General features: G+C 70.7%; 15 protein-coding genes. 10 read left to right on the forward strand and 5 right to left on the reverse strand.

Going from position 1 to position 19,990, the window contains the following annotated elements; all coding sequences use genetic code 11:
• Positions 1-79: 79 nt before the first annotated feature.
• Complete coding sequence (gene panB / locus TR49_RS01750; protein ID WP_042376194.1) at positions 80-979, reverse strand: 3-methyl-2-oxobutanoate hydroxymethyltransferase; 900 nt, start codon at positions 977-979, stop codon at positions 80-82.
• A gap of 184 nt (positions 980-1,163) precedes the next feature.
• On the opposite strand from panB, the gene TR49_RS01755 reads away from it, so the two are divergent.
• The 3 genes from TR49_RS01755 to TR49_RS01765 all read left to right on the forward strand — a co-directional run bounded on the left by TR49_RS01755 (position 1,164) and on the right by TR49_RS01765 (position 4,762).
• A complete protein-coding gene (locus TR49_RS01755; protein WP_084724445.1) occupies positions 1,164-2,873 on the forward strand; it encodes an MFS transporter in 1,710 nt (569 codons plus the stop codon).
• Positions 2,874-2,887: 14 nt separating this feature from the next.
• Positions 2,888-3,706: a TetR/AcrR family transcriptional regulator gene (locus tag TR49_RS01760; protein WP_052433884.1), complete on the forward strand. Its 819-nt coding sequence runs from the start codon at positions 2,888-2,890 to the stop codon at positions 3,704-3,706.
• 81 nt (positions 3,707-3,787) lie between these two features.
• Positions 3,788-4,762 (forward strand): endonuclease/exonuclease/phosphatase family protein, encoded by a 975-nt coding sequence (locus tag TR49_RS01765; protein WP_042376196.1) that lies wholly within the window; start codon positions 3,788-3,790, stop codon positions 4,760-4,762.
• 173 nt (positions 4,763-4,935) lie between these two features.
• Here the strand turns inward: TR49_RS01765 and TR49_RS01770 are convergent, their stop codons facing one another.
• Positions 4,936-6,693 (reverse strand): NAD+ synthase, encoded by a 1,758-nt coding sequence (locus TR49_RS01770; protein WP_084724446.1) that lies wholly within the window; start codon positions 6,691-6,693, stop codon positions 4,936-4,938.
• Between the two features lie 218 nt (positions 6,694-6,911).
• On the opposite strand from TR49_RS01770, the gene TR49_RS01775 reads away from it, so the two are divergent.
• The 5 genes from TR49_RS01775 (at position 6,912) to TR49_RS01795 (ending at position 12,356) form a co-directional block, all read left to right on the forward strand.
• A complete protein-coding gene (locus TR49_RS01775) occupies positions 6,912-8,294 on the forward strand; it encodes an SPFH domain-containing protein (RefSeq protein WP_160311524.1) in 1,383 nt (460 codons plus the stop codon).
• Positions 8,295-8,345: 51 nt separating this feature from the next.
• Positions 8,346-9,251: a C40 family peptidase gene (locus tag TR49_RS39560; RefSeq protein WP_052433890.1), complete on the forward strand. Its 906-nt coding sequence runs from the start codon at positions 8,346-8,348 to the stop codon at positions 9,249-9,251.
• A 162-nt stretch (positions 9,252-9,413) separates the two neighbouring features.
• Entirely contained in the window at positions 9,414-10,775 is a 1,362-nt protein-coding gene (gene glnA2 / locus TR49_RS01785) for a gamma-glutamylpolyamine synthetase GlnA2 (protein WP_042376199.1), read from the forward strand.
• Positions 10,776-10,919: 144 nt separating this feature from the next.
• Positions 10,920-11,411, forward strand: a complete 492-nt coding sequence (locus TR49_RS01790; RefSeq protein WP_042376202.1) for a YcxB family protein — start codon at positions 10,920-10,922, stop codon at positions 11,409-11,411.
• Between the two features lie 426 nt (positions 11,412-11,837).
• On the forward strand, positions 11,838-12,356 hold the full coding sequence (locus tag TR49_RS01795; protein ID WP_042376204.1) for an RICIN domain-containing protein: 519 nt from the start codon (positions 11,838-11,840) through the stop codon (positions 12,354-12,356).
• Positions 12,357-12,380: 24 nt separating this feature from the next.
• On the opposite strand, the gene TR49_RS46250 is transcribed toward TR49_RS01795, so the two are convergent.
• The gene (locus TR49_RS46250) at positions 12,381-12,509 is read right to left on the reverse strand and encodes a hypothetical protein (protein ID WP_268874045.1); all 129 of its coding nucleotides are present in this window, start codon (positions 12,507-12,509) and stop codon (positions 12,381-12,383) included.
• A 432-nt stretch (positions 12,510-12,941) separates the two neighbouring features.
• Here TR49_RS46250 and TR49_RS01800 point away from each other — a divergent pair, with 432 nt between their 5' ends.
• Positions 12,942-13,151, forward strand: a complete 210-nt coding sequence (locus tag TR49_RS01800; RefSeq protein WP_042376205.1) for a hypothetical protein — start codon at positions 12,942-12,944, stop codon at positions 13,149-13,151.
• 120 nt (positions 13,152-13,271) lie between these two features.
• Positions 13,272-16,331, forward strand: coding sequence for a bifunctional [glutamine synthetase] adenylyltransferase/[glutamine synthetase]-adenylyl-L-tyrosine phosphorylase (locus TR49_RS01805; protein WP_042376206.1), 3,060 nt, complete (start codon positions 13,272-13,274; stop codon positions 16,329-16,331).
• A gap of 129 nt (positions 16,332-16,460) precedes the next feature.
• On the opposite strand, the gene TR49_RS01810 is transcribed toward TR49_RS01805, so the two are convergent.
• Positions 16,461-17,273 carry a phosphatase PAP2 family protein gene (locus tag TR49_RS01810; RefSeq protein ID WP_042376208.1) on the reverse strand — a complete coding sequence of 271 codons (813 nt, stop codon included), beginning with the start codon at positions 17,271-17,273 and terminating at the stop codon, positions 16,461-16,463.
• Between the two features lie 190 nt (positions 17,274-17,463).
• Positions 17,464-19,950: a carbohydrate-binding module family 20 domain-containing protein gene (locus TR49_RS01815; protein WP_084724449.1), complete on the reverse strand. Its 2,487-nt coding sequence runs from the start codon at positions 19,948-19,950 to the stop codon at positions 17,464-17,466.
• Positions 19,951-19,990: the final 40 nt, after the last annotated feature.

The raw sequence follows: 19,990 nt of genomic DNA on the forward strand, positions 1-19,990 counted from the left end.
CGCGCCGACAGGCCGCCGTCGCGGCTCCGTCAGCGCACCGTCACCCCGCCGTCGGCGGAATCGGGTTCCGTCGGCGGGATCAGTGGAAGGTGTGCTTCTCGGCGGGGAAGGAGCCGCTGCGGACCTCGTCCATGTACTCCGTCGCCGCGCGGCCCAGCTCGGCGCGGAGGTTGGCGTACTGCTTGACGAACTTCGGCACCCGGCCGGCCGTCATGCCGGCCATGTCCGTCCAGACCAGCACCTGCGCGTCGCAGCCCACGCCCGCCCCGATGCCGACGGTCGGGATGTGCAGCTCGTGGGTGACCTGGGTGGCCAGCTCCGCCGGAACGGCCTCCAGGACGACCGAGAACGCGCCCGCGGACTGGACGGTCTTCGCGTCGCGCAGCAGCTGGTGCGCCGCCTCGTCGCCGCGGCCCTGGACCGGGTAGCCGCCGAGCGCGTGCACCGACTGCGGGGTCAGGCCCAGGTGGGCCATGACCGGGACGCCGGCCTGCACCAGCATCTCGATGGCCGGCGCGGAGCGCTCGCCGCCCTCCAGCTTCACCGCGTGGACCCCGGCCTCCTTCATCAGCCGTACGGCGTTGCGCAGCGCCTGCGCGGGGGACTCCTGGTAGCTGCCGAAAGGCAGGTCGGCGACGATCAGCGCGCGCTGGGTGCCGCGGACGACCGCGGCGGACAGCATCGCGATCTCGTCCATGGTGACCGGCACGGTCGTGTCGTAGCCGAGGTGGCAGTTGCCCATCGAGTCGCCGACGAGCAGCACCGGGATGCCGGCCTCGTCGAAGACGCCGGCGGTCATCGCGTCGTAGGCGGTCAGCATGGCCCAGCGCTCGCCACGGGCCTTGGCGGCGGCGAGGTCGCGCACGGTGACCCGGCGCGAGGTGACGCCGCCGTAGAGGGAGCCGGTGCCGTCCTTCCCGGCGGAGGAGCCGGACGGGCCGGAGGGAGCTTGGGCAGGCGGAAGCGAACCGTTCTGCATGACGTGTCTCCTGTGTCGTGGTCTCGTGGCGCCGTGCGGCGTCCCCGGATCACGTCCATGCTGGCACGCGCTCGCGAGAGAGGGAAAGAGGAGCGCGCCGGGTGGGGGAGTCGCGCGCATCACTCCCCCGGGCACATTTTCGATACGAGACGTTCTCGTATCGAAAATGCGCTAGTCTGCTGCCATGACGACGACTGCCCCTGCCGCTGCCCCGCCGCGGGTGCCCGAGGCGATACACAAGCGCCGCTGGGCGATCCTCACCGTCCTGGTTTTCAGCCTGCTCGTAGTGGTGCTGGACAACTCGATCCTGAACGTCGCGATGAAGACGATCGCCTCGCCGAAGCCCACGGGCATCGGCGCCACCCAGAGCCAGCTGGAATGGGCGATCAACTCGTACACCCTGGTCTTCGTCGGCCTGCTGTTCACCGCCGGCCTGCTCGGTGACCGGCTCGGCCGCAAGAAGGTGCTGCTCTTCGGCATGGTCGTCTTCGGAGCGGGCTCGCTGCTCTGCTCCATGGCGAGCAGTCCGGCTGAGCTGATCGCCTTCCGGGCCGTCATGGGCTTCGGCGGGGCCTTCGTGCTCCCGGCCACGCTGGCCATCATCATGAACGTCTTCGAGCGCGAGGAGCACCCGAAGGCCATCGGCATCTGGTCCGGAGCGGTGGGTCTGGCCATCGCGATCGGCCCGATCGCGGGCGGCCTGCTGCTGGCCCACTTCTGGTGGGGCTCGGTCTTCCTGGTCAACGTGCCCATCGTGGTCGCCGCCCTGATCGGCATGGTCTGGCTGGTGCCGGACTCGCGCGACCCCAAGCCCGGCAAGCTCGACCCGCTGGGCGTGCTGCTCTCGATGGTCGGCCTGGTGGCGCTGATCTACGGCATCATCAAGGGCGGCCAGGACGCCGACTTCGGCGCCACCGAGAGCTGGGTGCCGATCGTCGGCGGTGTGCTGGTGCTGGTGGCCTTCGTGCTCTACCAGAAGCGCGCCGCCCACCCGGTGCTCACCATCTCGTGGTTCCGCAACCGGCACTTCTCCGCCTCCGTCGTCGCCATCGGGCTGGCCTTCTTCGCGCTGATGGGCGTCACGTTCTTCGGCGTCTTCTACATCCAGAGCGTGCGCGGCTACAGCCCGCTCCAGGCCGGTCTGCTGCTGCTCCCGCTGGCGATAGCGCAGCTGATCTTCTCGCCGCGGGCCCGGTTCGTGGTGGACCGCTTCGGCGTCAGGGTCACCATCGCGCTCGGCATGGTGCTGATCGCCGGCTCGTTCATCGGGTTCATGACCCTGGGCCGCACCACGGGCATCTGGGTGCTCGAGGTCGTCGCCTTCGTCCAGGGCGCCGGCATGGCCCTGGTGATGCCGCCCGCCTCGGTCACCATCATGTCCAGCCTGCCGAGGGAGAAGGCGGGCTCGGGTTCGGCCGTCAACAACACGTTCCGGCAGGTCGGCGGTTCCCTTGGCGTCGCGGTGCTCGGCGCGCTGCTGTCGACGTCCTACCGCAGCGGCATCAGCGGGCACCTCGACACGCTGCCGCCCGCCCTGCGCGGCCCGGCGGGCGAGTCCATCGAGGGCACGCTCGGCATCGCCGCGCAGCCGCAGCTCCACGCGTCCGGCCTGGTCGGCCCGGCCAAGGATGCCTTCGTCCACGCCATGCACGTCACGGCGCTGGGCGCCGCAGGCGCGGCGGTGCTCGGCCTGATCGTCGCCCTGGCCTTCCTGCCCGGCAAGGCCGCGTCCTACGGCGGTGCGATGGCGCCGCGCGCGACGGGCCAGGACGAGCAGGCGGACGCAAAGACGGACGCAAAGACGGACGCGCAGTCGGCAACGTCGGCGCAGTCCGCGGAGGCGGCCGCGAAGTCCCAGGTGGCCGTGGACGCTACCGGGGCTCAAGCCGAGTGAGGGAGGATGGGGCGGTGAGCAGCAGCGCAGGCAAGGCCGAAGCCGTGGACAGCGAGTTCGAGAACCTGATCAGTCGCGAGCTCGGCCGTCAGCGTCCCACCGCCCCAGCCGCCCACCCCGAACCGGCCACGCCACCAGTTCCGGCTCCGGCTGCGAGTCCGACCAAGGCTGCGCGGCGGGCCCCGAGTCCGGCTCCCGCCAAGCGTGGTCGGCCGCGCAGCGAGGCGGTCGAGGCCTCGATCGTGGAGGGCATGCTCCGCCTGCTCGCCAAGGGATCCAGCCTGGCCGGTCTCTCGGTCGAGGCCATCGCCTCCGAGGCGGGGGTCGGCAAGGCGACGATCTACCGCCGCTGGGCGGACAAGGACGCCATGCTGCTGCATCTGCTGACGCAGCTGGAATCCAAGGTCGACCCGATCTGCGAGCGGGCCACGCTGCGCGAGACGCTCATCGCGGCCGTCGACAGCATCCGGCTGAACGCAGTGAACCGCCGCTCCGGCAGCGATCTCGCCATGATCGGCGCCGAGATCCGGGCCATCCCGGACCTCTACTGCCGCTACCACGAGACCGTCATCGAGCCCCGCCGCCGGGCGCTGCGCGAGCTGGTCCACGCCGCCCAGCTCCGGGGCGAACTGCGCGACGACATCGATCCGGACCTGCTCGGCGAGCTGGTCGTCGGCCCGATGCTGTCCCGCGCCGTGCTGCACCCGGACGCGTCCATCGACGACCCGACGCTCGCGGCGACGATCGTCGACGCCGTCCTGGAGGGCGTGGCGGTCAAGCCCGGGATTTCATCGAACACTCACCCGGTTCACGACAACGCCGACGGAACCTGAGGTCGGCGGGGGTGCGTCTCCTCACCCATAGGCTGAGTCCCGGCAAACGGGATCAATCCGGGCAAGGGTGAGGAACAGCGCATGCTTCGCGGTTTTCGGGGGATCCACTGGCGCGGCCGGGACGGCAAGGGCCGTTCCACTTGGCGCCGAGGCTGGATCCTGGCCGTACTCGCGCTGCTGCTTGCCGGCGTCCTCGCCTTCCACCGGCAGATCCCGGACACCTTCGGAAACTTCGGCAGCCTGATCGAGACCTTCCTGCCCTGGTGCGGCCTGGCCGTTCCCGTGCTGCTGGTCCTCGCCCTGCTGCGCCGTTCCGCGACCGCGCTGGTCGCCCTGCTGGCGCCGGTGCTGATCTGGAGCGTCCTGTTCGGCTCGCTGCTGCCGGACAAGAGCGGCGGCTCCTACGACTTCACCGCCGTCCAGCACAACATCAGCGCGGACAACACGTCCGTCGCGAGCACCATGCGGACGCTGATGCAGGCCGATCCCGACGTGATCTCCCTGGAGGAGATCACCGGCCCGGCACTGCCGACGATCACTCAGGTGCTGGACGGGACCTACCGCTACCACGTCGTCGAGGGCACGGTCGGCCTCTGGTCCAAGTACCCGCTGGCCGACACCGGCCCCGTCGACATCAAGATCGGCTGGACCCGGGCGCTGCGGGCGACGGTCCACGCCCCGCAGGGAGACCTGGCGGTCTACGTCGCCCACATGCCGTCCGTCCGCGTCCACTTCGACGGCGGCTTCACCGCCAACCAGCGCAACCGCAGCGCGGAGGCGCTGGGTGAGGCGATCAGCCACGAGTCGCTCAAGCGGGTCCTGCTGCTGGGCGACATGAACGGCACCATGAACGACCGCGCACTGGCCCCCATCACCATGCAGCTGCGCTCCGCGCAGGGCAGCGCGGGCGCCGGCTTCGGCTTCTCCTGGCCCGCGACCTTCCCCTCGGCCCGGATCGACCAGATCATGTCCCGCGGCATGACCCCGACGGCCGCGTGGACGCTCCCCCAGACCGGCAGCGACCACCTCCCGATCGGCGCCCACTTCGAGCTGTAGGGAAGTTGCACTTACCCAGGGGCACGGGGAACTGGGCGAGCAACCACCGGCGTGCGGACGGCCCCGCGCACCCCGGACCATCCGCTCATCAGACGGGGGCACCTCCCGGCCGAAGTCCGGGGGACTGTCGCGCAGTTCCGCGCGCCCCTGAACAGTGCACCTACCTCGATTGCCTACCGCTCGCGCCACCTGTTGGTGATCGGCTGGCGGCGGTCCCTGCCGAAGTTCCTGACGCTGATCTTCGTGCCCGGCGGGTATTGCCGCCGCTTGTACTCCGCCGTGTCCACGAGCCGGATCACCCGCTCCACCAGCGCCGGGTCGTAGCCCTCGGCGACGATCTGGGCGAGGCCCAGGTCCCGTTCCACATACGCCGTCAGGACCGCGTCCAGGGTGTCGTACTCCGGCAGGGAGTCCGTGTCGACCTGGCCGGGGCGCAGCTCTGCGGACGGAGGCTTGGAGATGGTGTTCTCCGGGATGGGCGGGGTCTCGCCCCGCTCCTCCGCGATCTCGTTGCGCCAGCGCGCCAGGCGGAAGACCAGCGTCTTGTAGACGTCCTTGATCGGGCCGAAGGCGCCGACCGAGTCGCCGTAGAGGGTGGAGTAACCGACCGCCAGCTCGCTCTTGTTGCCCGGGGCGAGGACGATGTGGCCCTCCTGGTTGGAGACGGCCATCAGCAGCGTGCCGCGCAGGCGCGACTGCAGGTTCTCCTCGGCGAGGCCGGTCAGCTTGAGCGAGTCCATAGAGGCGTCGAACATGGGTGCGATGGAGACCGTGCGGAAGTTCAGGCCTGTCCGGCGGGCCAGCTCCGCGGCGTCGTCGCGCGAGTGGTCGGAGGAGTAGGTGCTCGGCATGGAGATGCCGTGGACGTTCTCGGCCCCGATCGCGTCGACGGCGATCGCCGCGACGAGCGCGGAGTCGATGCCGCCGGAGAGGCCGATCAGCACCGACCGGAAGCCGTTCTTGCGCACATAGGCGCGGACGCCGCAGACCAGCGCGGCGTAGACCTCCTCCAGCTCGGCCATCGGCGCGGCCTCGCCGGGCACGACCGGCTCCGCAGGGGCCGGCAGCGGCTCCTCGGACAGGACGGTGCGCTTGATCTCCAGGCTGTCGGCGACGATCCGCGTCGTGCCGTCCGCCTTGGCGGTGGCGGCGGGCAGGTCGAGGTCGATCAGCAGGCACCCCTCCTCGAACTGGGGGGCGCGCGCCAGCACCGTGCCGCCGGCCTCGACGACGACGGACTGGCCGTCGAAGACGAGCTCGTCCTGGCCGCCGACCAGGTTGAGGTACGCGAGGGTGCAGCCGGCCTCCGCCGCGCGCCTGCGGACCAGGGCGAGGCGCTCGTCGCCGCGCCGCGCCTCGTAGGGGGAGGCGTTGATCACCAGCAGCAGCCCGGCGTCGGCCTGGTGCGCGGCCTGGACCCGGCCGCCGTCCTGCCAGATGTCCTCGCAGATGGCCAGCGCCACGTCGACACCGTGCAGGCGGACGACGGGGAGGGTGTCGCCGGGGACGAAGTAGCGGAACTCGTCGAAGGTGCCGTAGTTGGGCAGGTGATGCTTGGCCATCCGAGCGACGACCTCACCCTTGTGGAGCACGGCGGCGCAGTTCTGCGGGGAGCCCGCCGGGAGGCCGAGCCGTGGGGTGTCCTCGAGGGACTTGCCCAGGTAGCCGACGACGACCGGAACCTCGCCGAGCCCCTCCGCCTCCAGCCGCGCCGCCAGCGCCACCAGCGCCGAGCGTGACGCCTCGATGAAGGACGGGCGCAGCGCCAGGTCCTCGATGGGGTAGCCGTTGAGCGCGAGCTCGGGGAAGGCGACCAGGTGGGCGCCCTGCTCTGCGGCGTGACGGGTCCAGCTGACGATCAGCTCGGCGTTGCCGTCGATGTCGCCGACGACGCTGTCGATCTGGTTCAACGCGAGGCGAAGGCTAGGCATACCCACAGAGTAATCGTCTCTTAGACGAGATGTGCGGCTCGGCCGGCACCCGTTCGGCGGCGTTTCCGGTCCGGGCTCCAACGAGCAGCGCCCACACGTTAGATGCTCTGATATGACCTGGATATAGCTGTATTGACGGTATGTCCGAATTAAAGGTACTTTCGAGCTCCGAGCAAGGTGCGGGTACGGACGAACGCCCGTGAGAGGGGATGGACCACGTGGACCAGCCGGCCGAGCGACAGGTCACCGCTCCCTGGGCGGTCCGCCGACCGCCGCGCTCAGACGCGGAACTGAGGGAACGTCCGGCCCGCGCCGTGCTGCCCGGCTGGGCGGCCCTGCTCGTGGCCCTCACCGCCGCGGCCCTCGCCCTGCTGGTCCAGGCCCGCCGTGCCGCCGCGTTGCCGGGCTGGGTTCCCGGGCGCCGGACCCTGCACGGCACCGGCCCCGTCATCCCGGAACACCCTGCGGTGGCGCTGCTCGCGCTCTGCGGCGCGGTCGTGGTCCTCGCCGTATTCGGGCTGACGGCGAACCCCCTCGGCACGGCCCGGGTGCTGAGCCGCTGGGGCCGCTACCGCGGCACGGTCCGCCGCACCGGGCTGCTCTGGGTGAACCCGCTGCTCAAGCGTCGTCCGATCGACGTGCGGATCCGTCACTGGCGCAGCGAGCCGATCTCCGCGACCGATCGCGAGGGCTCCCCGGTCACGGCCGAGCTGATCATCGTCTGGCAGGTCAGGGACACCGCCCGGGCGCGCTTCTCCGTCGACGACCACGGCATGCACCTGGCCCTGAGTGCGGAGTCCGTCTTCGCCCGCACGGTCTCGACGCTGCCCTGCGACAGCTTCGCCAGCCCGGGCCCCTCCCTGCGCGACGGCCAGTGGCTGGGCGGCGAGCTGACCCGTCTGCTCGGTGCGGAGATGGCCCCGGTCGGCGTGGCCGTCTTCTCCGTCCAGGCCGTCGGCCTCGGCTACCGAGCCGACTTCGCCGACAGCATGCGCCGCCGCCGTCTCGCCGAGCTTGACGCGGGCACCCGCGAGGTCATCGTCGGCGATGCCGTCGAGACGGCGGCGCTGACGCTGCGCCAACTGGAGCGCGGCCAGGGGATCGCGCTCGACGACGCCTTCCGCGCGGCGCTGACCCGGGACCTGGTCACGGCCTTCCTGTCGGTGCCGGTGTCGGTGCCGGAACCCGGGGCATCCGTCCCGGCAGCCGGACCAACGGTGACCACCGGGAGCGGCGAAGCCCTGGCGGCGTCGTCCGGCTCGTCCCGCATGTTCGTTGCCGCCCCGTCCCCGTCCCCGTCCCCGTCCCCGTCCCCGTCCTCGGCCAAGTCCTCGGCCTCGGCATCCGTCACCGTCCGCTCCACCGTGGACCGCCCGGCTCCGGGCTCCGTGACCGCCGTCCCGGCCGCCGACCGTGCGGAGGAGGCAGGACGGCAGCCCGTCCTGCTCCGCTCCGCGACGGCCCTGTCCTCCCGCAGCCGTCTGCGGTCGACCGGTCGATCGCGGGTGGGGGAGCCGACCCCGGTCGAGCCCGACGGCTCCCCGCTGACGCCGTCAGTACCGCCCGCGCCGCGTCCGCAGCCCGCCGCGGACTTTTCGTGACCGCTCACCGCCACACACCCTTCGAGGAACGAGAAACGGAGAACGTCCGCGATGACCGCCTTCGCCGAGCTCGACCTGGACATAGCCGTCTGCACCTGCACCTGCGCCTACTGCCGTGACCACCGCACGACCGCAAGGACGACGCCCGGTGGCCCGTCCGGTGGCCCGGCCCGCGGGCGGCGCAGCCCCGCCCGCCCCGTGTTCCGCGCCGCCGCGACCACCGCGATGCTCGCCGTCGGGGGCGGAGCGGCCCTCATAGCCGCGCCCGCGGCGAGCGCCGAACCGGCGTCCGCCCACGCAGGCTGGGACGGAGAGCGCTACTGGTTCCACGCCGGCGGTGAGTGGCGCTGGACCACCCACTACGACGTCTACCTGCGCCGAACCGGGCACGGCGGCGACAGCGGCGGCGCGCGCACGAGTGGCGGCATACGCCAGGGCTGGGACGGCCACCGCTACTGGTTCCGCAAGAACGGCGAGTGGCGCTGGACCACGCACTACGCCGTCTACCTCAAGCACGCGGGCCACGGGCACCCCGCTCCGGCCCCCGGACCCGGCGACCCGCACCCGGCACCGTTGCCCGGCCCGGTCGCGGGAGGCCTCGAGGCCGCCATCGGCTTCGCCGAGTCGCAGCTCGGCAAGCCCTACCTCTGGGGTGGCGACGGCCCCTACGGCTACGACTGCTCGGGCCTGGTCCAGCAGGCGTTCTTCCGGGCCGGGATCAAGCTCCCGCGCGTCGCGGCCGCCCAGTACCGGGCGACGACCCCGGTGGCACCCGGTCGGCTGCGCCGCGGCGACCTGATCTTCTGGTCCTCCAGCAGCAGGTCCAGCGGCATCCACCACGTGGCGATCTACCTGGGCGGCGGCCGCTACATCGAGGCCCCGCACCGGGGCGCGGACGTGCGGATCTCCGTCCTCTCGCGCGGCTACTACCCGGACTTCTTCGGCCGAGTCCCGTGAGCGGTTCCCCCGCCCGAGCGGCGTTCATCGCCTGATCATCCCGGCAGGCCCACAATCTGCACTTATCTGCAATGATGCGATCAGTGGGCCTGGCGGGCGACGCGTGCGCTTCGGGCTTCCGCGCTTAACGCATCCGTAAACCGCAGAGGTGAGACTGTAGCCATGGGCAAGCAGCAGGAGTTTGTGCTCCGCACTCTCGAAGAGCGGGACATCCGTTTCGTCCGGCTCTGGTTCACCGACGTCCTCGGGTTCCTGAAGTCCGTCGCGGTTGCCCCGGCCGAGCTCGACCAGGCCTTCGAGGAGGGCATCGGGTTCGACGGCTCCGCGATCGAGGGCTTCGCCCGCGTCTACGAGTCCGACATGCTGGCCAAACCGGACCCGAGCACGTTCCAGATACTGCCGTGGCGCTCGGAGGCCCCGGGCACCGCCCGCATGTTCTGCGACATCCTCATGCCGGACGGTTCCCCGTCCTTCGCGGACCCGCGGTACGTGCTCAAGCGCACTCTGGAGAAGGCCTCCAACCTCGGATTCACCTTCTACACCCACCCCGAGATCGAGTTCTTCCTCCTCAACAACCTCCCGGGCGACGGCACGCCGCCGCTGCCGGCCGACCAGTCGGGCTACTTCGACCACACCCCGCGCGGCGTCGGCCACGACTTCCGCCGACAGGCCATCACCATGCTGGAGTCCATGGGCATCTCCGTGGAGTTCAGCCACCACGAGGGCGCCCCGGGCCAGCAGGAGATCGACCTGCGCTACGCGGACGCGCTCTCCACGGCCGACAACATCATGACCTTCCGCCTGGTCATGAAGGAGGTCGCGCTGGAGCAGGGCGTCCACGCGACCTTCATGCCGAAGCCCTTCTCCCAGCACCCAGGCTCGGGCATGCACACCCACCTGTCCCTCTTCGAGGGCGACCGCAACGTCTTCCACGAGGCCGGTGCGGAATACCAGCTCTCCAAGATCGGCCGCTCCTTCATCGCCGGCATCCTCCGCCACGCGGCGGAGACCTCCGCGATCACCAACCAGTGGGTCAACTCCTACAAGCGCATCTGGGGCGGCAGCCAGCGCGCCGCCGGCGCGGGCGGCGAGGCCCCCTCCTACATCTGCTGGGGCCACAACAACCGCTCGGCCCTCGTCCGCGTCCCGATGTACAAGCCGGGCAAGCAGGGCTCCACCCGCGTGGAGATCCGCAGCCTCGACACCGGCTGCAACCCCTACCTCGCCTACTCCGTCATCCTCGCCGCAGGCCTCAAGGGCATCGCCGAGGGCTACGAACTCCCCCCGGGCGCGGACGACGACGTCTGGGCCCTCACCTCCCTCGAACGCCGCGCCCTCGGCATCGAACCCCTCCCGCAGAACCTCGGCGAGGCCATCGACCTGATGGAACGCAGCGAACTCGTCCGCGAGACCCTCGGCGAGCACGTCTTCGACTTCTTCCTGCGCAACAAGCGCCAGGAATGGGAGGAGTACCGCTCCGAGGTCACCCCGTTCGAACTCCGCCGCGGCCTCCCGGTGCTGTAACGGCACGTCAGACGGACCCGCGCACGACGAAGGGCCGGACACGGTGGAGATCGATCCACTGTCGTCCGGCCCTTTCGGGTTGATCAGCTGCAACGCAAGCTGCAAGGATGCCGCCGCGCTCACCACAGACACGGAAGGCACCGCATGAAGATCGGTGTGTCGTTTCAGCTCCGGTTCGAGGAGTACCGACAGGCCATCCGGCTGCTTTCCCGAGGACGTCTTTCGCTCTGGTACGCGGTCGTCGGCTTCGTCCTGCTCGGCACGGTCCTGTTTGCGCTGGGACAGCGCACCCAGGTCTTCGGGGTCATGTGCTGGGCGGGGGCCGTGCTGGACGTCCTGCTACTGGGCTACGGCAGGATGCAGTTGAGGAAACGATTCGCCGTCGCAGGAAAGCCGACGGAGATGGTCTTCGAGGAGGGCCACTTCGTCAGCGAGACCAACCACGCCCGGACAGAGGTCCGATGGACCGGGGTGACCGATGTGCTCGACACCCAGGAGCTGATCCTCCTGTATCGAGCCAAGCGTGTCGCACATATCGTGCCCACCCGCGCCTTCAGTTCGGATCAACTCAGCGAGTTCCGGGCATTCATCGCTTCACGCACACAGCCTGAAGCCCCGGCCGCAGTCAATTCTTGAACGCGTCCGCGGTGGCGGACGGGGCTGTGGGGACGCCGGTGGGCCGGTCGCGGCCTCCAGCGGAGTGTCGGGTCGTCTGCTTGGATCGCCGCATGACGGACTGGTCACGCCTCCATCACGCCTACGGCACCGCGGAAGACATTCCCGCCCTGCTCGACGGGGTCGGCCCGGACGCACGGGATGGTCGCTGGAACGCTCTGGCTTCCCGCCTGTACCAGGGTGGCGTCCCCGGCTCACACGATCCCGCTCGAACAGAGGGTAGGTAGCAGGCCCGCCGCGCGCTGGTGGGGCAGTCGGCGTGCACGCGGCATGCGTGAAGATCTGCTCCTTGAGGCGAAGGCGTCCCCGGGCGGGGTTTCTATTGTCATGGACAGGGCTGAAACTCCATCCCGGCAGACCCTTCCTTCGAGCAGTGGGAGAAGACCCATGCGTTCCTCCTTCAAGACCGGCCTGCGTGCCCTGGGCCTCCTGGCGATCACCGCCTCGGCAGTCGTCGCGGCGCCGCTGGTCAACCCCGCGCAGGCCGCAGAGGGCAATCTCCAGATCCGGCTCCTGACCTTCGCTCAGAAGTGCGTCGACGTTCAGGGAGTCAATCCCGCCGACTGGACGCCCCTCATCCAGTACGCCTGCAACGGCCAGGGCAACCAGCAGTTCACGCTGTATCCGCTCGGTGACGGCCATGTCGCGATCCACACGTTCGCCGGCAAGTGCGTCGACGTCCAGGGGGCCAGCACCGCCGACTTCACGCCCGTCATGCAGTACACCTGTAACGGACAGGCCAACCAGGAGTTCACGCTGGTGCCGGCCGGCTTCGGCACGCTGGAGATCCACACGTTCGCCGGCAAGTGCGTCGACGTCCAGGGAGCCGGCATCAACGACTGGACGCCTGTCATCCAGTACACGTGCAACGGTCAGGCGAACCAGCACTTCACGGAAATGCAGTAGGCAAGCCCCACCGTCGCGGCGGGCTCAGCGCCTGAGGTGGTGCATCCAGGAGGCGTCCTCGCCGCTGTTGCCCATGGACGCGCGCCGCCAGGCGTGCAGGTCGCGACGGGTCTCGCGCAGGTCGACGGACATGCTGTGGCCGTCGCGGTTCACCGCTCCGCGGCGGCGTGTCCTTCAGTCGATGACGACACCGAGGACGACGAGTGCGGACACCACCAGCGCCGGTACCAGCAGGACCATGAACTCATGGTCCTGCCAAGAAAGTTCGTTGTCCAGCGAATGCGGGAGGGTCGCCGGGCCCGGCGACGCCGAGCAGGGCGAGCAGCCGGTCAGGGGGGTCGCCGACCCGGAAGGACGAGAGGGAGAGGCGTATCCGTCGAACCCTCACGCGCCTTCGCCGGAGGCATGTTGACCGCCTCGGCAGGAAAGGCGCTTGTGTCCGGGTCAGCCGACTGCTTTGATGCCTCGCTCACCGCGCCGCAGCACGCGGCGGGGAGGGGCGGAAGTGAACACGGTGAACGGGGAGATCCTGCTCGCGTCCGGCGGAAGCGGAAGCGGCGGCGGTGTCGGGGCCGGGGATACAGCGTGGGGTGGCTGACGCTGTCGCTCATCAACGCGGGGCTGGCCCAGGGCAAGGGCCGCTCGGGGTTGAACTGGTGGCTGCTCTCGCTGGTGCTCGGCCCGGTGGCGACGTTGCTCGTCGTGATCAGGCCGCGGGTGGAGACGCCGGCCGTGCAGTCGCTCGTGGACATCGCGCTCGCCGACGCCCAAGTCGAGGCCGAAGACGGCCACTGAGCCGGGCGGGGCAGTTCGCCGCCTCGTCCGGCGCGGTTCGGGTGTTCGAACGACGTAGGGTCGGGGAGGATCGTGTGCGGGAGATCCTCGACAGTGCGGACTGCGGCGACGCGGAGGCGAGTGGCGTTGGAGACGGAGCGCGGCGGTTCGCGGCGGAGCAGCCCGGTCGGAAGGCTGGTGCGGCGCGGCTTCACGGACCCCGAGGCCGCCGCCGCGCGGCTCGCCGAGCCGGCGCTGGCGACGCACGCCGCCGACACCGTGCTGCTCGACGCCCTCGCCGCCACCGCCGATCCGGACCAGGCGCTGAGGGGCCTCGCCGGGCTCGTCGAGGCCTGCGCGGGCGAGGCCGAACGGCACGCGCTGCTGGACACCCTCACCACCGCCAAGCCGCTGCGGGACCGCCTCCTCGGCGTCCTCGGCGCGAGTGCCGCGCTGGGGGAGCACCTCGCGCGGCACCCCCACGACTGGCACGAGCTGGTCACCTTCGAGCTGCATGACATCCACCCCGGGCCGGAGGAGTTCGTCCGGCGGCTCTACCAGCACATCTGGGAGGAGCAGCCCGGCATCCCCCGCGCGGACGCGCTCCGCACCGGCTACCGCCGTCTGCTGCTCGGCGTCGCCGCCCGCGACCTGACCGGCACCGCCGACCTCGGGCAGACCGCCGCCGAGCTGGCCGACCTCGCCGGGGCGACGCTGCAGGCCGCCCTCGACATCGCGGCCGAGGAGGACCCCGACGCCGCCCGCGCCTGCCGGCTCGCGGTGATCGCGATGGGCAAGTGCGGCGGCCGGGAGCTCAACTACGTCTCCGACGTGGACGTCGTCTTCGTCGCCGAGCCCCGCGAGTCGGCCGACCACGAGCCGGGCGACCCGGACGCGGCGCTCAAGGCCGCCACCCGCCTTGCCTCGCGCATGATGCGGCTCTGCTCGGACAGCACCCGCGAGGGCACGATCTGGCAGGTCGACGCGAACCTGCGCCCGGAGGGCAAGAACGGGCCGCTGGTCCGCACCCTGGCCAGTCACCTCGCCTACTACCAGCGCTGGGCCAAGACGTGGGAGTTCCAGGCGCTGCTCAAGGCCCGCCCTGTGGCGGGCGACGCCGAGCTCGGGCGGGAGTACCTCGACGCCGTCACCCCGATGGTCTGGCAGGCCTCGCAGCGCGAGAACTTCGTCCAGGACGTTCAGCAGATGCGCCGCCGCGTCGTCGAGGCGATCCCGGTCGGCGAGGTCGAGCGCGAGCTCAAGCTCGGCCCCGGCGGGCTGCGCGACGTCGAGTTCTCGGTGCAGCTGCTGCAGCTCGTTCACGGCCGCACCGACGGGACGCTGCGCAGCGCCACCACCCTGACCGCCCTGGCCGACCTCTCGGCCGGCGGCTACGTCGGCCGTGCCGACGCGGCCGCCCTCGACAGCGCCTACCGGTTCCTGCGCACGCTCGAGCACCGCATCCAGCTGTTCCAGCTGCGCCGCACGCACCTGGTGCCGACCGAAGAGCAGGACCTGCGCCGCCTCGGCCGCTCGCTCGGGCTGCGCGCCGACCCGGTCGCCGAGCTGCTCGCGGAGTGGAAGCGGCACGGACGCGAGGTGCGGCGTCTGCACGAGAAGCTCTTCTACCGTCCGCTGCTGGACGCGGTCGCCCACCTGGACCTGGACGAGGTGGGCCTCACCTCCCGCCTCGGCGGCAACGCGCTCAGCGCGGAGGCCGCGCAGACGCGCCTGGCCGCGCTCGGCTACCGTGCGCCCGCCGACGCGTTCCGGCACCTCCAGGCGCTGGCCACCGGCGTCAGCCGCCGCGCCGCGCTGCAACGGACGCTGCTGCCGGTGATGCTCGGCTGGTTCGCGGAGTCCGCCGACCCCGACGCGGGCCTCCTCGGCTTCCGCAAGGTCTCCGACAGTCTCGGCTCCACTCCCTGGTACCTGCGGCTGCTGCGCGACGAGGGCGCCGCAGCGGAGAACCTGGCCCGGATCCTCTCCTCCGGTCGCCTCGCCCCCGACCTGCTGCTGCGCGCCCCCGAGGCGGTCGCGCTGCTCGGCGACGCCGACGGCCTGGACCCGCGCTCCCCGCAGATGCTGGACCGCGAGGTCGCCTCCGCGGTCGGCCGCGCCGACGACGCGGCCTCCGCGGTCGCGGCGGCGCGCTCGGTACGCCGTCGGGAGCTCTTCCGCACCTCAGCGGCCGACGTGCTGGGCCGTCTGGGGGACACCCCGGCCGAGTCCGTCGAGGCGGCCGGGTTGGCCCTGACCGGCCTCAACCGGGCCACGCTCGCCGGCGCGCTCGCGGCCTGCGTCGCCGCGGCGGAGGCGGCCGCGGGGGAGCCACTCCCGACGCGTCTCGCCGTGATCGCGATGGGCCGCTTCGGCGGCGACGAGCTCGGCTACGGCTCGGACGCGGACGTGATGTTCGTCCACGACCCCCTGCCGGACGCCGACGAGACCAAGGCGAGCAACTCCGCCCGTCAGGTCTTCGAGGAGCTCCGCCGGTTGCTCCAGCTGCCCTCGACGGAGCCCCCGCTGCAGATCGACGCGGATCTGCGGCCGGAGGGCCGCCAGGGTCCGCTGGTGCGTTCCATCGCCTCCTACGCGGCCTACTACCGACGGTGGTCGCACACCTGGGAGAGCCAGGCCCTGCTGCGGGCCAAGCCGGTCGCCGGAGACATCGGGCTCGGGCAGGAGTTCGTCGCCCTGATCGACCCGCTGCGGTACCCCGCGAAGGGGCTGGACGCCGACGAGCGGCGGGAGATCCGCAGGATCAAGGCGCGGGTGGAGGCCGAGCGCATGCCGCGCGGCGCGGATCCGACCACCCACACCAAGCTGGGACGCGGCGGGCTCGCCGACGTCGAGTGGACGGTGCAGCTGCTGCAGTTGCAGCACGGCCACACCGTCCCCGGGCTCCGCACGACCCGCACGCTGCGGGCGCTGCGCGCGGCGGTCGAGGCGAACCTGCTGGACACGGAGGCGGCGGAGGCGCTGGGCTCCGCATGGGTGCAGGCGACGCGCGTGCGCAACGCGGTCATGCTGGTGCGCGGCCGCGCGGGCGACAGCTTCCCCGCGGAGCCGCGGGAGCTCGCGGGCGTCGCCCGCTACCTCGGCTACGGCGAGGGCCATGCGGGCGAGATGGTCGACGACTACCGCAGGACCGCTCGGCGCGCGCGCGAGGTCATGGAGCACATCGTCTACGGCGAGTAGCCGTTCGCTCCGGGATCCGTTGCATCAGGGGCGCGAGGAGCTGCGCGCGCAACCACCGGCGTGCGGATGGCCCCGCTCGTTCGGTGCGCTACGTGGGTGGGTGGCTTGTCGCGCGCGCCCCTGGAGGTGCTACCGCGTTGCGCCGACGGGCTCCGGCTCGGATTCCGGGAGGGGGAGTGCCGCGGGGGCGGCCTTCGGGAAGCTGTAGGGCCACCTGCGGTAGACCAGGCGGGAGGTCGCGAGGCCGATGAACGTGCAGCACGCGCCGGCGATCGCGTCCATGAAGAAGTGGTTCGCCGTCCCTACGATGACGATCAGCGTCGTCAGCGGGTAGATGACGCCCAGCGCCCGCACCCAGGTGCGCTTCGCCAGGAAGAAGACGGTGACGCCGCACCAGAGCGACCAGCCGATGTGCATGGACGGCATGGCGGCGAACTGGTTCGAGACGTGGGCCATGTCGCCGGAGGCCATGGAGCCCCAGGTGTGGTGCTTCTCGACGGTGTCGATGAATCCGCCGTCGGTCATCAGGCGGGGTGGGGCGAGCGGATAGAAGTAGTAGCCGAACAACGCGAAGCCGGTCGTCACGAAAAGTGAGAGGCGGGCTGCCGCATAGCGCCCGGAATGGGCGCGGAACAACCACACCAGAACCGCGATGGTGACGATGAAGTGGAGGGTCGCGTAGTCGTAGTCCAGGCCGGTGATCAACCATGTGACGGAGTCGAGGCCATGGTTGATGGAACGCTCCACATCGATGTGCAGCGTTTGTTCGAGTGCCCAGATGTCGTGAGCATTCCGCTGCGCGCGGGCCTCCATCTCGGGGACCGCGTTGCGCACCATGGAGTAGATCCAGTAGCTCACGGCGATCAGCAGCAGCTCGATCCACAGGCGGGGGCGGCCCGGTGAACGGAAGTGGCCGCGCACCGACCAGACCAGGCTGCCCATGGGCCTCCTGTTGCTGGTGCGTGCTCCTGTTGCCTTCCCCATGGGTGAGTAGTCTGCCATGCGGCCCGGGGTCTCCTGATCACCCTCTGGTCGGGGATTCGTCGCCCGAAATACCCCTCAGGTCTTAGTGGACCAAATACCGGGTGCCGCCGCCCGCTGGGGCGGCGGCACCCGGTCCGGTCACGGTGCGTTATTTCCAGCTGTCGTCGAGGGTGACGGCGCCGGAGGAACCGGTCGTACAGGTCCGGTTGGCGCCGGACTCCCAGGTGACGTTCCCGGCCGGGTCGATCACGATGTACTTGTACTGGAAGTTCGTATTCGGGGAGATGCTGAGGGTTGTAGACCAAACGGGGTAATTCGTCGAGGAGAGCTTGACGGCCTTGGTCGGGTCCCAGAACCCGAGCGCGCCGATGCTGCCGACGACGTAGACGTTCTGGCCGGTGACGGTCGACTTCGTCTCGTCGAAGGTCACGCCGACGGGGCTGGTCGCCGGAGTGTTCCAGGCATCGCTGAGCGTGGCGCCGGTGGTACCCGTGGTCGCGCTGCGGTTGGCGCTCGACTCCCACTCGATCGTGCCGTCGGGGTCCTTCTTGACGTACTTGTACTGGAACGCGGTGTCGGCCGGCAGGGAGACCGCGGCGGACCAGACCGGGTACGCGGCCGAGGAGAGCGGCACGGCGTTCGCGGTGTTCCAGTCGCCCAGGGCGGGCAGCGAGCCGACCACATAGACGTTCTGGCCGTACCAGGTGGTCGCGTTCGCGTCGAAGGTCTCACTGACGGCCGCGACCGAGCCGTTGTAGCTGTCCGTCAGGGCGGCGGCGGTGCCTGAGCCGGTGGTGGCCGTGTGGTTGGACCCGGGCTCCCAGGTGACGTTCCCCGAGGAGTCCTTCTCGATGTACTTGTACTGGATCGCCGTGGACTGCGGGAGGTCCGCGGTGACGGTCCAGGTCGAGCCGGACTGCGTCATCGGCAGCGCCGAGGCGGGCGCCCAGCTGCCCAGGCCGCTGACGGAGCCCACCAGGTACATCGGAGCGCTGCCCGGCGCGCCGCTGACGGTGAAGGTCTCCGCCACGGTCCCGGTCGGCGGGGTGGGTGTCGAGGTGGCGCTCGCGGACGGGGAGGCCGACACCGTCGGCGACGCGCTCACCGTCGGAGTGGGCGTCGGAGTCGGCGTGGACGTCGACGTCGTGAGCGCGTAGAGCGCGACCGCGTCCTTGGCGGCGACCGAGACCGTCGCGTCGCCGTTCGCGTCCACGGCGACCGTCGGGCCGGAGCACGCGCCGGTCGAGGCGGTGTAGTTCCCGTGGATCACGTCGCAGTAGGTGCCGGCGGGCAGACCGGTCTGGAAGGTCCGGGTCTGGGTGGCGTTCTCGTTGTTGATCGTGATCCACGCCTTGGCGCCGCGCGAGAAGGCGATCAGGTTGGAGCCGTCGTCGTACCAGTTGGCCACCGCGGCGCCCTGGGCCGCGTTGTGCCAGTCGACCATGTTCGCGACGCCCTGGATCCGGTCGGTGCAGTACCACCCGTTCGAGCAGTCGGTGGCGGTGACGTAGCCGTTTCCGTCGGCGGGCGGCGAGTCGTCGGTGCTGTTCCAGTCGAAGCCCGAGTAGACCGACGGCTGCACGCCGTAGCCCCAGGCCAGCATGAACTCGTTGGCCAGGGTGAAAGTGGCGCCGTTCTTGTAGCTGAGCGTGCTGCCGTTGCGCTCGGTGTCGTGGTTGGCCACCATCGCGCCGTCGGAGGCGCTCGGCTCCAGGCCCCAGGACTGGCCGAAGGTCTTCAGATTGGCGATGCTGCCGGTGAACTGGTTCTTCAGGTTGTCGGCGTAGTCGAAGCCGATGACGCTGCCGTTGCCCTCGAAGGCGGAGGGGGCGAGGTTGCCGCTGCTGCCGGGGTAGACCTCCTGGAGCACGTAAGGCCGTTGGCCCCACTGCGTGTTGGTCAGCCGCGACTCGATGTTCGCCATGTCGGCCTGGTTGATGTGCTTGGCCGAGTCGACGCGGAAGCCGTCGACGCCGTAGCCGATCAGCTTGTTGAGATATCCGGCGATCTTCGAACGGACGTCGTCGGTCTCGGTGTACAGATCGGCCAGGTTCTCCAGGTCGCACTCCTGGACCTGGGTCTGGCTGTTCCAGTCCTGGATCGACAGGTCGGCGTTCGGGCAGTTGGCGGGCGAGGTGTGGAAGTCGGCGGAGGTGTATGGCACTTGGCCGTAGCTGCGGGAGGACACGTTGAAGCTGTCGCCGCCGTAGGAGTCGGTGCTGGTCTGGTCGGTGCCGGACATGTGGTTGATGACCGCGTCCACGTAGACCTTGACGCCCGCACTGTGACAGGCCGTCACCATCGACTGGAACTGCGCCTCGGTTCCCATGCGGCTGTTCAGGTCGTAGCCGACCGGCTGGTAGATCTCCCACCAGGGGTGGGAGCCGGACAGGCGGATCGAGTCCTGGGGCGGGGCCACCTGGACCGCGCCGTAGCCCTTGGGGCCGAGGACGTCTCTGCACTCCGAGGCCACCGAGGGCCAGTTCCACATGAACAGGTTGGCGATCACGTCGCTGCCGTCGGGCGCGCTGGCGTGGGCGGTGCCGGTGGTCAGCGTCAGCGGCACGAGCGTGCCGGCGGCGAGCAGTGCGCCCGAGGCCAGCAGGGCGCGCAATCGGCCGGATTCTCTCGGCATCTGCGTCTCCGTTGGGGAGTTGGGTGGGGGTGGTGGTGCG

It is taken from the genome of Streptacidiphilus melanogenes, assembly GCF_000787835.1.
GTDB lineage: Bacteria > Actinomycetota > Actinomycetes > Streptomycetales > Streptomycetaceae > Streptacidiphilus > Streptacidiphilus melanogenes.